The sequence below is a fragment of the Neobacillus sp. genome (assembly GCF_031988165.1).
In the GTDB taxonomy this organism is placed as follows: domain Bacteria; phylum Bacillota; class Bacilli; order Bacillales; family Cytobacillaceae; genus Neobacillus; species Neobacillus rhizosphaerae.
The window spans coordinates 22,619-37,484 of record NZ_DALZYO010000019.1 but is presented as its reverse complement, the minus strand read 5'-3'; the positions used below and the strand labels follow the sequence as shown (position 1 = coordinate 37,484).

Below are 14,866 nucleotides of genomic sequence, written 5' to 3'. Positions count from 1 at the left end.
TTGGCGAGTCCTATTAAGCGAAGACAGAGGCGTAGTCGTAGGATCCTTCACTTCGGCTTTTGCTCTCTTTTTTCGGGCGAATACCTACGTAGAACCCTTCTACTTCGGCTTTTGCTCTCTTTTTCGAATTTTTAAAAGTAGGGTATATTTCAGTGTTTCCACTGTTTCCTGACTAATGGAATTCCGCCTAACATGAAATAATAGCGCATCTCAATTACCCATTTCATAAAGGCGGCGAACCGGCCGTTGATGTGATGGTCATACACGATCCCCGATGCTTTCCCTTTTCCTAATGACATGACGGTGCCTCTATAAATATAGTGAAATGGCTTTACAGGTTGTGCATATATTTTCATCGCAATATTATAGGCACAATACTGTCCTTGTTGAATGGCGATCTGCGCTGTTGGCGGGTAGGGCTCTCCCTTATCATTGAAACTTACCGAGGCGTCCCCTAATACATAGACATCTTGGACGCCTGGTACTTCACAATATTCGTTAAGCTTCACTCGTCCATCCATCAATTCAAAGCCGAATCCCTCAAATAACGGATTCCCCTTGATTCCACCTGCCCAGATTATAGTCGTTGTTGGAATTTCCCTGCCGTCCTGTAAAATAACCTTATCCTTCTCAACTTTTGTTACCGGAACGCCAATGATAAATTCGCAGGACATTTTATTCAATGAATTTACCGCGTCTGCCACTATTAGATCAGGATAACCATGTAAAATTTCTTGGTTAGGCTCAACGACAATCATGTGTACGTTATCCGGGTTCACTGTATACTGCTCGCAAAGCGCAGGGATGCTGTTCTTAAGTTCATGGATAAATTCCATTCCAGTAAACCCTGTTCCACCAATAACCAAATTCAACTCGCCAATAGGATTTTGACTATATTGCTGGAATTGTTCTTCAATATGCTTTCGTAATCGGTAAGTCCCTTCCCAATCGAACAAAAAGAAGCCATGTTCCTTTAATCCAGAAATATTAAAGGTTTTGGGAGTACCACCAATGGCCGCAACAACATAATCAAATTTTAATGACTGATTTTTACACTCGACCCTTTTCCGTTCTAAATCCAGCTTTTTTACTTCATCCTGTATGAATGTTACTCTCTCGGCATCGATTAATTCAGTGATAGGTAATAAAATCGATTCATGGCTAATCGTTCCCGCTCCTGCCTCATGAACCTTGGTAGTAATGTAGTGATAATCATGGTTGTTGACCAAAAAGATTTCGACTCGGGAAGGATGAACCTTCTTCTGTAAGGTCACGGCTGTCATTAATCCCGCATATCCACCGCCTAAGATAACTACTTTCTTTTTATCAAGCTCCATAGTTTGCTCACTCCTTCACAATCATTGTTATCTTTATTATAGGCAAGAAGAATCCATTAAACAATAGATAAAGGGCAGATATTAAGAAGATTTACAAAAGTGTCAAATTTCACTCACCACCTATCCTTACATAGTAATGCCGATATGCTCAAATAGGTTTAAAACCTTCAGTTCCTAAACATAAAAAGCTGCGGGATCACCTGAATCCACACAGCTTCCATCTACTTCTCTTTATTTTCATTCATCTCATCTATCAATTGTTTCGTTCGTTTAGCATTTCCTTCGGCAAAGTTTTCGAGACGTTTCTTCAGTTCATCATCATCGTGAATCCGTTCTGCGGTTATCAGATATGTACGCATTAAGTCTTCTTCAATTTCAATCGAACTTTCAAGAATTTCTTCAAGGTTTTCCTTTTCTTCTTTCTGCTTTCCGTTAAACACATCAAAATCCATCGGTAAGACCACCTTTTTTCCCTTATGGTTCTCCAGTCCAGTCAAGGATATCCCCAGGACTTGAATTAATTAGCGAAAAAAAAACTTCTAATTAAGAGTTTCAGTACAGCAGCCTCCCTGTTAACCATGGAGGCTGCTGAAGATACCATTTAATTTTATGGTCTTTTGGCAATCATTTCGATTTCTACCTCTGCGCCAAGTGGAAGTGCCAAAACTGCCACTGTCGTCCTGGCAGGAAATTGTTTAGAAAATTGGGTTTCATATACTTCATTCATCGTAGAAAAATTATTCATATCTGTTAGATATACATTTACCTTAACAACATCATCAGGGTTAAGGTTTGCTGACTCCAATACTTCAAATAAATTAGCAAAACATTGCTGCGTTTGCGCTTTAATATCACCTTTCATTATTTCCCCTGAAGCACCGTTAATCGGTGTTTGACCAGATAAATAAACTAATTTTCCAGCATCTACTGCATGTGAATATGGCCCAGCAGCTTTAATTCCCTTTGCATCATAAGCGTTTCTTGCCATTATAAATCCCCCTTTTAATTTCTACACTATCTATTTTATATCTAAGGGCAGTGTTCCTGACACACCTCTTAATTCAGAGTCAATTTATTTAACGTGCGTTTTTTCTATAAAGGTAATAATGGAAGAAATGATATGCAAGGAGTCCCATTCCCCTCCGGAAAAAGCAATAATTGGGTACTTTTTCGGAAAAAGCTTTTGATTGATTTCGGCAATTGTGAGTCCTTCTTTGTGCAGATTTTTCACTTCCCCGTAAAGATTGTCAAGGTAATCCAACTTTTGCTTCATCATCCCTTTTCCATTCTGTATGTACCCAGCATGACAGCAAAACATCGACTCAAAATCGTAAGAGAGCAGGGTTCGAATAGACTCCATAATAACTGGAATCGATTCACTTTCCATGATTAACTTTGTCTTCGTAGAAACAAACAAATCACCGGAAAATAGCCTACCTGTGTCTTCATGAAGTAAAGAGACATGGTCATCGGCATGGCCGGGCGTATAAATCACAGTCCAATCTTGTCTTCGAGATTGAATCATATCTCCAAGCGGCATGGCTTGGAATTCTTTGCGCACTCCCCAGGTAATCTGCCGATACTTAGGATACGGACTAGACTTTGTACAAATATCTATTCCCTCTGGATGAACATAAATGGGAACATTTCTGTTTGCTTGTATCCATGGAGCATTTCCGCTATGGTCCTCATGACTATGTGTTAATGTAACCAAGTCAAACGAATTATTCTTATAAAAAGAAATAAAATCATCTTCAAGAGCTTGTGGTCCTGTATCGATTAACATCCCATCTACCAAAAAAGAATAAACCGTACCTACTTTCAGGCCAGACCTTACAACATTCCCCTCAACACAAATAACATCTTCAGTCATATGCAAATGAATCATGGATTTCGATTACACCCCTTTCACCGTTTTACAAATGCAATTACTTCAATCCTTTATTTTTTTGAATTTTCGCAACTCTTCAAATAAATGTATAGTAAAATGAATGAATAATCAATCATTTCTAATGGTTCCTAGTCAATCCTAAGATTAATAGAATCTGCCTAAGCCCTTTTCAGGAAATAGAAAATGGCAACGCCAGTTAGTTACCTTCTATTAAAATAAGTTTGCTGCTTCAATTCAGCCATGGAAGCAGCTGGCAGTTTCCTAACTTCATATTCATTGGATCAGTAGCCACCTATCACAAAACCACATCCTATACCATCAGTTCAAATATTTATTTTAAAAAATATCTATGAAAATACTGGATTTGTAATATTCACGAAAATAGGCTACTATACCCTTATACAGGTAGTATAATTTAAAAATAAGGTGATTATATGATTGACCGGAAGCAAAATGTCATTAAGATGGCACACCAATTATTTATGGATAAGGGGTTTCAAGCCACATCAATTCAGGAAATTTTAGATTATAGCGGGATTTCGAAAGGAACATTTTATAATTATTTTTCATCTAAAACCGAGTTATTACTAGCTATTTTCAAATCAATTTATCAGAAGCTTGAAAAGGATCGGAATGACCTGCTGATAGGTCAAGATCCCTCAGATATTGACATTTTTATTGCGCAAATTGAATTGCAAATGAAGATGAATAAAAGAAACAAGTTAATTGCCCTTTTCGATGAAGTGATGGTATCGAATGATGTAGATCTTCTAGATTACATAAAACAAGGTCACCTGAACTGGATTCGCTGGCTTTACGAACGTTTCATCGACATTTTCGGCAATAGTAAGAAAGCCTTTTTGTTAGATTGTGCGATTATGTTTATGGGGATTCTGCAAAATAACCTTAAATATAATTATATGGCCAATGAATCAGGTTCCAGTGTCAACCGAGTGATTCGCTACAGCGTTGAGCGTTTGGTCAAAATCGTTGACGAAGTGACTGAAACAGGGGACCGCTTAATTGATCCTGAACAATTAGACAGTTGGTTACCTAATTGCAAGAAAAAAGACCAAGCTTTTCAACAGAATCTTTACCAAACTATATTAGCAGTAAAAAAGATCCTGAATCATGATCATTTAAAATACGCCAATTTGCTAGATTTTATACAGGAAGAATTATTGGACTCTAAAAATCCACGCAAATATCTAGTTGAAAGTGCTCTTTTATCATTGAAATCAGATCAGGTATTTTCTGAAAAAGAAGATATCCAAAAGTTGGAACAACTGATTGAAGCTTATTTTACTCAAATGGAAATAACTGATTAATCAAGAACTTAACTAACTCCGAAGTGCCTCCACCAGTTAGGCAATAACGACACCTTTAGGCTGTATAACATAATTCATATAAATATGCTTCGAATATTCAATTCATGAATCATAATAAGGCAACGTCCTAAAAATAATGGGTTAGTTGCCTTTTTTTAATATGAGTTGTGTCACACATCCTACGTCAAAACGCTCTTCTTTGGTAACACTAACAGTTTCATAAACTGTACGCTTCTACAACGGAATCCACAAAAACTGCGGTAAATTTAATTTCCTTTGCACAATGATCAATTTGCATTTTTGAAACTACAGAGGTTGGATTGATGACCACAATCTTTTTAAACTTTGCAGATGAATATAACCTTAACACAAATCTTATATCATCAAATACATGTGTATCCACCGCCTCTTGTTCACTTACATCAAGAATTAATTTATAGATTGAAGGATTAATAGTATTTACAGTTGTTTGAAACTCGCTTATGTATACTTTTGCATCTTCCTCTTTAAAGATGCCACTCGCTTTTACAAACAAAATGCCATTCTCTGCATCTAAATTAATCTTATACAATTTCCCCATGACTTTTATCCTCCAGTAGCGAGTTCATTTAATGCGACAATGTTACTATAATACAAAAAACTACTAATTTCGACAAATTCTGCGTTTTTTTAAGGACTGTAAATAGACCACTTTTTTCGATGTAAAACACCTATGTTAAATCTATGTACTAAACTCTAACTACGAATATAAAAAAAAGAACCTTCAATCCAAAGATAGATTAAAGGTTCTATGTTTTATATCCAATGAAATTCTATTATTTACTCAATTCCTTATTTTATCTCTGTTTTTTTTAATCATTGCCTTTTTCAATCTCTTCATCATAGAAACGATTGTCCATTGACGAAAAAAGTTACATTAACTTTTAATTCAATACCTTTGTTTCAACATCCAAATAATTAACTATAGACCTGTTCTTTTTCTTTTTGACTAAGCGTCTGCGCTGTTGAATAGACCCGTTCTTTTTCACTAAGACCAAGCATCTCTGCTGTTGAAGTATGAATTTCTTGGAAAAGCTCTGGGTTATCCACTAGTGACATACCATAAGAAGGAATAATTTCTATTATTTTCGATTCCCACTCTTCAAAATGTTGTGGGAAGCATTTTTCTAATACTTCCAACATAACGTGAACGGCAGTAGAAGCACCAGGTGAAGCGCCGAGCAATGCAGCAATCGATCCATCAGCAGCACTAATAACTTCCGTACCAAATTGAAGTGTTCCTTTACCGCCGGCCTCCGTATCTTTGATCACTTGCACACGTTGACCCGCTGTCACGATATCCCAATCTTCGAGTTTCGCGTCCGGAATAAACTCTTTTAACTCTTCTAGGCGTTGTTCATTTGATAACAACACTTGCTGGATTAGGTATTTTGTTAATGCCATTTCTTTTACCCCTGCTGCCAACATAGTGATGACATTATTTGGTTTTACGGAACCTATCAAATCCAAATTCGAACCAGTTTTTAAGAACTTTGGTGAGAAGCCGGCAAACGGGCCAAACAGCAATGTCTTTTTGTTGTCGATATATCTTGTATCAAGATGCGGAACAGACATTGGCGGAGCACCAACCTTGGCTTTACCGTATACTTTTGCATGATGCTGCGCTACAACTTCCTGATTATTACATACCATAAATAGTCCGCTTACCGGAAATCCTCCAATATGTTTTGACTCAGGAATACCGGTTTTTTGTAGTAAAGGCAAACTTCCTCCCCCACCGCCAATAAAGACAAATTTTGCAGTATGGTATTCGATGTTACCGCTATCAATTTTCTGCACTTTCACTTCCCACAAGCCGCCCTCAGTACGTTTAATATCCTTCACACTATGCTTGTAGTTGATCTCGACGTTTTGACTCTTTAGGTGGTCAAACAACATGCGTGTTAAAGCACCAAAGTTGACATCCGTTCCAGAGTCGATTTTTGTTGCCGCTATCGGTTCATTCGATGTACGGCCTTCTATGATAAGCGGAATCCATTCCTTCAGTTTTTCAGGGTCATCGGAAAATTCCATCCCTTGAAACAGGGGATTGTTTGACAGCGCTTCAAAACGTTTTTTCAAAAACGTTACATCTTTATCCCCTTGTACTAAACTCATATGAGGTATTGACATGATAAAATCTTGCGGATTACCAATCAGATTGCTGTTTACAAGATAAGACCAAAACTGTCTTGAAAGCTGAAACTGTTCATTAATTTTTATAGCTTTGCTAATATCTATAGATCCGTCAGATTTTTCGGATGTATAGTTAAGCTCGCACAGTGCAGAATGGCCCGTACCCGCATTATTCCATTCGTTAGAGCTTTCTTCTCCTGCGTTTGCGAGTTTCTCAAACACTTTGATTTCCCATTTCGGTGCTAACTCTTTCAGTAATGATCCCAAAGTCGCGCTCATGACTCCAGCACCAATTAAGATAACGTCTGTTTTATTCTGTAAGTTGCTCATAATAACCTTCCTTATCTCCTATATTGGCAAAAAAGAGTAGGCGCTCCTGCTTAGGTGTTACAAAAAAAGTAAGGCGGCACCTAGGAACACACCTTTTCTGTCTCAATAATTACTATATATACTATTATAATGATTAATAGATTAAAATATCTACTATTATAATAATGATAAACTATTTATTGCTGGTAAAAAAGTGAGAAGTCCTACCTATGAATACCAAAAAACCCAGGCCTTAACATAGTTTCTTGCAAGGGTAAAGGCTTTGGTTTACCGTTACCTGTGAACCGACACCCTCTAATGTTCGCCGTTACCTGTGGTGAGGTTCCTTATATTTAAACCCAAACACTAAAAAAGCAGAAACCTCAATTGGCTTCTGCTTTCTGTTATTATTTTTATCGATTTTCTACGTCTTATGCTTACTCTGCAAATATAACACCAGCTCAGTGCGGTTGTTGAGCTCAAGCTTGTCAAGAATTCGAGAAATATAGTTTTTAACCGTACCCTCCGTTAAAAACAAGCTACTAGCTATTTGTTTATTGCTTTTCCCTTCCATAAGCAGCTCCACCACTTCGATTTCCCTCGGTGTCAAATGATCACCCAACTTTACTTTGATGCTGTTTTCATTAAATGATGTCTGTTCCATGGATTGAAGAACTCTGGAGATTTTTGAGCTCACTTGTGAGTGAAGGAGCATATTACCTTCACACGCCGCATTGATTGCTTTGATGATCTCCTTGGAATTGGAGTCTTTGAGAATATAGCCATCCGCTCCATGCTTTAGCCCGTTGAATATATACTCATCTTCATTAAAGGTCGTCAAAATGATGACTTTTACCGTCGGATAGGTTTCCTTCACGACTTTTAACGCATCTATGCCATTCATAACCGGCATCCGAATATCCATAAGAATAACTTCAGGGAGCATCTTCTGCAATAACACGAGCAATTCTTCCCCGTTTGCCGCTTCCCCGACAATATCAATTTCTTCATACATGCTCAAAATCATTCTCAGACCTTCTCTTACCATCGCTTGGTCGTCGACAATTATAATCTCTGTCATGTATATCCTCTCCATCTTTATGGAATTTGTTATCTATAAAACAGGTATTTCGGCCAACAGTTTAAATCCGCGTCCTTTTTCTGACGAGAAACTCACTTTACCATTTAATAAACTCATCCGTTCTTCGATCCCCTCTAGACCATGAGATTTCTTGATTTGACCGCAACCTTGGCCGTTGTCTTCCACTATGACTCGTATGCTTTCGCTGCTTTTGGCGATGTCTATCCGGAACTGTTGGGCTTTACCGTGTTTTAATCCATTGGTTACCGCTTCACGCACTGAATTATATATACTATTTCTTATATTCTGTTCACAAGACTCTACCTCTTTATCAAAATTCAGAGTGAACTTTAAGTTTCCTGATTTTTGCAAGCTCTCTATCATATCTTGTAGTAATTCCTCAAGTTCAATTTGACTGCTTATCGATTTATCTTTTAAAACGGCAACAGCCTTCCGAAGCTCCTTAATTGATTTTTGCGAGAAGTTGTGGGCTTTTGCGAGTGCTTCTCCTGCTCTTTGTGGATCGGCTTCCATCATGTTTTCAGCAAATTCCAGGTGCATACGTAGAGCAATAAGTGAGTGCCCAATGGAATCGTGCATTTCCTGTGCGATTCTCGTTCTCTCCTTCACGATCGTGACTTTTTTCAGTTCGGCATGCGCCTCTGCCAATTCGGCATTTAACAGTTGGCCTTTTTCTCTCTCCAAACTGATTCCCCGAAACAAATAGACCAATAACAATGTTGCCAAATAGGAAATTACCGCATTTTGAACATTCGTTTTTGAAACATACACCGCAGCCAAATAGACAAAGAAATGAAAGACCACAATTCCGGTTTGGATTTTCCGACCTATCAGAAAAATCTCTACGAGAGGAAAAGTAAAATAAATGCTGGTCGCCACACTGTTAAATAGCTCCATATAAATGCCGATTGCTGCAATATTGATAACCATCGAGACAATAAACAGGAGCCGGTGACATTCCGATAATCGATAGCGAGATCTAATCACATCATTCACTTGCATCAGCACAATGCCAACTATACAAACAGCTTTCATTCCTGCAGAAAGCCTATGGTCCGTTACAATTTCATACATAATAATAGAAACAAGCACTGCTTTTAAGGCCAAAGCCATTTTCATAGACTTGCTGTTGAGCATATGTATCACCTCCAAATCCATATAATTAAAGACAGTATACTATGTCCTTTAGGTAAAGACTAGGAACCAAAGTCAACTCTGTCATAGTGACTAAAGTAACATAGCAATTGTTGACGAAGGTGACTATTTATCGCCTGATAAAGGCGGTTACAATCAAGGTGCAATCGAAAAACGAGACATGAACGACTTTATAATAAACTAACAGAAAAAGGAGAATGAAAAATGAGCGGATTAGCCATGTATGGAATAATGGTTATGATTGTAGGATTGGTATTTTGGAGACGTACTAGGGCGATGGTTCGTCCGATTCGAGGATCGGGGATCAAAATATTGCTCCCTATACTCTATTTACTTCCAGCGATTTCTGTATTTTCAAAAATTCAATTGCCATTAAAATTTTGGGAAATTGGCTTTGCATCTTTGATTGGGGTATTGCTGTCAGTTCCTCTTGTGTTGACTACTAACTATGAAATTCGTCAGGACGGACAGATTTATTCAAAAAAAAATAAAACCTTTTTTATCGCATTGATGGCAGTTTTGGTGATTCGAATCGCAGCAAGACAGTATTTTTCAGGCATGGATCCAGCAAGTTTAATGATGCTTTTCTTTACAGTTGCTTTTAGCTATGTGGTACCTTGGAGAATTGTTTCCTTTGTTAAATTTAGAAAGGTAAAACAGTCACAGTCTCTTTGTAAAGACCTATTACCAATTAAAGCGTAAATTCTTATTTTTTAAAATCCTAACATTAACAGGATTTTCACCATGTTTATCTTGTAATAAAATATATTTTGGTTTTCCTGATCTCATTAATTGAAGGGTCTGTTAGGATGAATTCTTTCATTGTAACCCTCCATACTAAACAGTTTGAAGGGTTACATATTTTTTATTATTTAATTTTCTCCAATTCGTCTGCAATTCCAGGTCTTTTTCTATATAAGACACTTAGTTTATTAATTATTCAGCTTTTACTAAGATTTTTATATGATTTCTTTCTTTTAGTAGACCTTCGAAACCTTCGTCGATTACTTCATCAAGAGTGATGCGTTTCGTTACTAGTTTATCTGCAGGGAAGTATCCTTGTGCCATTAAACTAATGACAGCTGGGAATACATCTCGGTATCCGATAATACCTGTTAATGTACGCTCTTTCAACACTAAATTTTGTGGGTGTATTGGAGCTTCTTTTTCGAAAATACTAACAATCATTGTTTCACCGTTAAACTTTGTTGAGTTAATAGCCTGTTTTAATACTGGTGGTACTCCTGTAACTTCAAAAGCAACATCTACTCCCCCATTTGTTAGCTTTTGAATTTGTTCAACAACATCACCGTCATTCGGGTCAATTGCGATAGCTCCTAGTTCTTCTGCTTTTTGTCTTCGTTGTTCAGATAATTCAACTGCATAGATTTTCGCTGCACCCGCTGCTTTTAAAGCTTCAATAACTAATAAACCGATAGGTCCAGTTCCAAAAACAGCTACTTCATCGCCGACTTTTAGTTTACTTTGTTTAACGGCATGAAGAGCAACAGCGGAGGGCTCAACAAGTGCACCTTGTTCATAAGATACAGTTTCTGGAAGCTTGTGAATCATATGTTCTGGTACAGAAGTGAATTCAGAAAATCCCCCCCCACCTCCAGCAAGGCCATAAAATCCCATTTTTTCGCAAAGATTATATTTTCCTTGTTTACAAGCAGCACATTCACCACAAGAATAGATTGGTTCAACTGCAACTCGGTCACCAACTTGAACCTTTGTTACACCTTCGCCGACTTCAATAACTTGTCCAGAAAACTCATGTCCCATAACAATTGGAGCTTTCTTACCAGTTAATGGATGTGGTGTTTCAGCCGGTATAAAAATGGGGCCAGCAGTATATTCATGTAAATCACTTCCACAAATTCCACACCACTCCACTTTAATTTTTACTTCACCTTTTCTTGCTATAGGTTCATCAATATTGTCTAGTCTTAAATCTTTTTGGTTATACCATCTCAATGCTTTCATTTAATTCATCCCCAATTCTTTAGTTAAAACATAACTTTTTTACTACTCAATTATTAAATGCAAGTTTCGTGCCAATTTCATAAATACTATAATCACAGTGTTTATGATTCATTTCTTTTTAAACACACAAAAAAATGAAACAACTATTCTCAAATTGTTTCATTTTGTCTCATATTTACTCATTTTTGTCTCATCACTCGTCGTTAATCTAAAAAAATCGCCCGCAAAACAAATAAGATCAATTGCAATGATGGAATCAATCTGATTCTATATTTATTAATGCAAATCATATTTTTTCATTTTTCGATATAAAGTTGCTCTAGATATATTTAATTCCTTTGCTGCATTGGATACATGCCCATTATATTTGATGAGTGCTTCTTTAATCTGTTTGGTTTCTAATTCTGCTCTAAAATTATTCGCTTCTGTATAAGTATTATTTAATGATTTTGCTTCCAAGGTTAATGTCAACTCGAACAATTCATCATCTGTAGGGACTTTATATTCATACATTATTTTGCATCGTTCAAGTGAATTTTGTAATTCACGGACATTCCCATGCCATTGGCCCTTCGTAAAAATACCAATTAACCTTTTCCTCCAGCGTGGAAGCCAATGTTCTTTCTGAAAAAAAGCTTCTATTAAACTTTTTATATCTTCTTTTCTTTCTCGTAATGGAGGAATGGTAACAGGATACACATAAATTCGATAAAAAAAGTCTTCTCTCATTTTTCCTTGTTTCACTAAATCTCTTATATCGATATTCGCCGCAGTAATGAGACGGACATTTACCTTCCTGACATCTCTACCGCCTATATGCGTTAATTCTTTTTGCTGCAGAACTCTCAATAAGGCTTTTTGCATCGAAGGAGAAATATCGCCAATTTCATCAAGAAACAGAGTACCACCGTCTGCTTGTTCAAATTTACCTTTGTAGCCTTTTTTATTAGCTCCTGTAAAGGCACCTGGTTCATAGCCAAAAAGTTCACTTTCTAACAACTGTTCAGGAATAGCAGCACAATTCAACTTAATAAAAGGGCCTGCTGAACGATGACTATTATGATGTATGGCCTCTGCTAATAATTCTTTTCCCGTACCTGTTTCACCAAGGATATGAACAGGAGCTTCTGTAGGAGCCACCTTTTCCACTTCTCCTAACACATGGTGATATTTTTTACTTATTCCTTTGACTCCACTAAATATGAAAGTTGTGGTTTGTTCTTTTTCATTCATGATTGGAATACGGTATCCAATTATTCTATTATCATTTATGATTGGAATAAGTGTTTTTGATAGTTTTAGATCTTCTTTTTCCACTTCTGCAAGGGAAAGTCCGATCAACCTTTGATAATTAGGAATAAGTTGATGTGAAACAGAACAAATGGTTTTATCTCTTGTACATACAATAGAAGGAGATTCCGTGTTATCCTCATTTCTTAATAACCATTCAATATCTTCTTGTACTTTCTTTTTCCAAGCTAATGAAATGGATTCAGCAGCTAACTGCACAGACGATAATATATAATGAACATTACTAGGAGGATACATGCTAGAAATATTAAGCACACCTATCAGTTCTTGATTTTGATCGATAATAGGAGCGGCAAAGCAGTTCCAAGATTGAGACGCTCTTGCATAATGCCCATAGCCATTAATGTTAATCGGTTTTTTCAATCTTTTTACCAACCCAATCGCATTTGTACCTACTTCTTCCTCAATCCATGTTACTCCCTCTTTAAAGGAAATATGTTCTGCTGCTTTCACAATGGAATTTTCGCCTGTTCTATACAAAATACATCCATCAGAATCCGTTAGAATGGTTACATAACGCCAACCTTTTAAAAATTTTTGTAGTTGTGGAAGAGTCTGTTTCGTCAAATTTATCAATAGTTGATTCTCTCTAATTTTGTTTTCAAAGTCTTCTTTATCTAAGATTTTAGCGGCAACTCCATCAAAAGGATTTACTTTATGTTGTCTGCAAAATTGCCAAGACTGGATAATTTCATTGGACAATATACGTTCATCTATAGAACCTTCTTGTACAAAACTCTTCCAAGTTTGCTTTGACACCCCCGCACTTATCATTCAAAGAATACCTCCTAAAGGATCACGCTATTATCGTGTTTACTAATTTACTACTAGTTCTAGTATTTAAGATTAAATAAGTACCCGTCACTGAGAACGGGGAATTTCACAAAAAATTCAAGAAGCCTCTCCATCTAGAAAGGCTCTTTACTCACAGCTACATCCCTATTCAATCTTTCCTTATTAAAAGTGAACAGCACTCGACGTGCCTTGAGTAGACAAAAATGATGTCGTGAAGACCCACTGGTTCCTTGGCGGAGGGGTATTTTTCTCGAAAACGGATTACTGAGATCCGTTTTTTTTAAACCCGAACTCCACTCTTAGAAGATCAAAAAGGCACCATCTTTGTTCGGCATACCGTAGTGCTGCTACAACTTTACCAGTAAGTAAAAATTGTGCGCAATAAAACTTTCAAACTTGTTGTGGTTTGAGAGCTTTATTCTAAACAATTATTCCATTATGATAATTCCATTTTACTTTTACATTCGGATATCAATTATTAACTCAAACAAAGGAAACTGAGCGAAGTGAAAATCCCCACGAAAATCGTGAGGATTTAATTATAACAAAGGTTCAGCAAAGATTCATCTTAATCAAATACAGTATTTATATTTCCACATCAACTTCTGTAAATGAAATGGCCTTTCCACCTACTTTTACACCATTAATGCTTTTTTCTTTAGTCTCCAGCTCTACAATGATTTCCGAAGGTTTCTTCATTGAATAGCCTTGCTCGATAACCAAATGAGACGCTTCGTTTCTGTTTATTTCTCTGTACTCAAACAAATAGCTCGCCAAAGCACCATTAGAAGTGCCAGTCGCAGACTCTTCCGGAATACCATACAAAGGTGCAAGATTTCTAGTATGTGCATGTGCTTCACCCAAGGTCTCTAGGGCAAAGAGATGATAGCCTATGGTGTTATACTTGCGACTGACCTCTGCAACCTTATCAAAGTCAGGTTTGATGGCATTTAACGATTCAAGATTCTTAATTGGCACCATAATATCCCTTAACCCAGTAGACACTACTTGAGTTGGCAGTGCATCAACCATTTCGTTCAAACTAATGTTCAAAGAATCCGCTACTTCTTCTTTGCTTACTAAATCGAGGAACTGTGGTGTATTTTGGTTCATCATGATCAAATGGTCATCATGCACCTCCACTTGAAGCACACCAGCCTTTGTTTCTTGAGTATACATGCCTGGATGAATACGTCCCTGCTCTACCAGCGTATGGAAAGTGGCAATGGTCGCATGTCCACAAAGGTCCACCTCCTCTTCAGGAGTAAAGAACCGTACTTTGAAATCAGCCACTTCAGATTTACTTACAAAAGCGGTTTCGCTGTGTCCTAAGATTTTTGCAATTTTTTTCATGTCATCAGCTTGAAAACCATCTGCATCAATGACAACACCTGCTGCATTTCCACCTTCAGCAGTCTTCGCAAATGAATTCACCAGAAATACTTTTATATTCATGCTTTATATCCTCCTCAAACAC

At 37.1% G+C, this 14,866-nt stretch carries 13 protein-coding genes; 2 read left to right on the top strand and 11 right to left on the bottom strand.

Annotated features, from left to right (window positions below; genetic code table 11):
- Positions 1-149 precede the first annotated feature (149 nt).
- The 4 genes from RTR43_RS13065 to RTR43_RS13050 form a co-directional block, all read right to left on the bottom strand.
- Positions 150-1,337 carry an NAD(P)/FAD-dependent oxidoreductase gene (locus tag RTR43_RS13065; RefSeq protein ID WP_312472495.1) on the bottom strand — a complete coding sequence of 396 codons (1,188 nt, stop codon included), beginning with the start codon at positions 1,335-1,337 and terminating at the stop codon, positions 150-152.
- Between the two features lie 221 nt (positions 1,338-1,558).
- The gene (locus RTR43_RS13060; protein WP_312472494.1) at positions 1,559-1,789 is read right to left on the bottom strand and encodes a hypothetical protein; all 231 of its coding nucleotides are present in this window, start codon (positions 1,787-1,789) and stop codon (positions 1,559-1,561) included.
- Positions 1,790-1,944: 155 nt separating this feature from the next.
- Entirely contained in the window at positions 1,945-2,325 is a 381-nt protein-coding gene (locus RTR43_RS13055) for a RidA family protein (RefSeq protein ID WP_312472493.1), read from the bottom strand.
- An 84-nt stretch (positions 2,326-2,409) separates the two neighbouring features.
- Positions 2,410-3,225, bottom strand: coding sequence for an MBL fold metallo-hydrolase (locus tag RTR43_RS13050; RefSeq protein ID WP_312472492.1), 816 nt, complete (start codon positions 3,223-3,225; stop codon positions 2,410-2,412).
- Positions 3,226-3,692: 467 nt separating this feature from the next.
- Here RTR43_RS13050 and RTR43_RS13045 point away from each other — a divergent pair, with 467 nt between their 5' ends.
- Positions 3,693-4,556 carry a TetR/AcrR family transcriptional regulator gene (locus RTR43_RS13045; RefSeq protein ID WP_312472491.1) on the top strand — a complete coding sequence of 288 codons (864 nt, stop codon included), beginning with the start codon at positions 3,693-3,695 and terminating at the stop codon, positions 4,554-4,556.
- Positions 4,557-4,773: 217 nt separating this feature from the next.
- Here the strand turns inward: RTR43_RS13045 and RTR43_RS13040 are convergent, their stop codons facing one another.
- The 4 genes from RTR43_RS13040 to RTR43_RS13025 form a co-directional block, all read right to left on the bottom strand.
- Complete coding sequence (locus tag RTR43_RS13040) at positions 4,774-5,136, bottom strand: hypothetical protein (RefSeq protein WP_312472490.1); 363 nt, start codon at positions 5,134-5,136, stop codon at positions 4,774-4,776.
- Between the two features lie 377 nt (positions 5,137-5,513).
- Entirely contained in the window at positions 5,514-7,061 is a 1,548-nt protein-coding gene (locus tag RTR43_RS13035; protein ID WP_312472489.1) for a malate:quinone oxidoreductase, read from the bottom strand.
- 403 nt (positions 7,062-7,464) lie between these two features.
- Entirely contained in the window at positions 7,465-8,121 is a 657-nt protein-coding gene (locus RTR43_RS13030; RefSeq protein ID WP_312472488.1) for a response regulator transcription factor, read from the bottom strand.
- A gap of 33 nt (positions 8,122-8,154) precedes the next feature.
- A complete protein-coding gene (locus RTR43_RS13025; protein ID WP_312472487.1) occupies positions 8,155-9,279 on the bottom strand; it encodes a sensor histidine kinase in 1,125 nt (374 codons plus the stop codon).
- Positions 9,280-9,501: 222 nt separating this feature from the next.
- On the opposite strand from RTR43_RS13025, the gene RTR43_RS13020 reads away from it, so the two are divergent.
- Complete coding sequence (locus RTR43_RS13020) at positions 9,502-9,999, top strand: cytochrome c biogenesis protein CcdC (protein ID WP_312472485.1); 498 nt, start codon at positions 9,502-9,504, stop codon at positions 9,997-9,999.
- Between the two features lie 234 nt (positions 10,000-10,233).
- Here the strand turns inward: RTR43_RS13020 and RTR43_RS13015 are convergent, their stop codons facing one another.
- The 3 genes from RTR43_RS13015 to RTR43_RS13005 all read right to left on the bottom strand — a co-directional run bounded on the left by RTR43_RS13015 (position 10,234) and on the right by RTR43_RS13005 (position 14,844).
- Complete coding sequence (locus RTR43_RS13015; protein WP_312472484.1) at positions 10,234-11,283, bottom strand: 2,3-butanediol dehydrogenase; 1,050 nt, start codon at positions 11,281-11,283, stop codon at positions 10,234-10,236.
- Between the two features lie 276 nt (positions 11,284-11,559).
- Positions 11,560-13,368 carry a sigma-54-dependent Fis family transcriptional regulator gene (locus RTR43_RS13010; RefSeq protein ID WP_312472482.1) on the bottom strand — a complete coding sequence of 603 codons (1,809 nt, stop codon included), beginning with the start codon at positions 13,366-13,368 and terminating at the stop codon, positions 11,560-11,562.
- A 606-nt stretch (positions 13,369-13,974) separates the two neighbouring features.
- A complete protein-coding gene (locus tag RTR43_RS13005; protein WP_312472481.1) occupies positions 13,975-14,844 on the bottom strand; it encodes a PhzF family phenazine biosynthesis protein in 870 nt (289 codons plus the stop codon).
- Between the last annotated feature and the right edge of the window lie 22 nt (positions 14,845-14,866).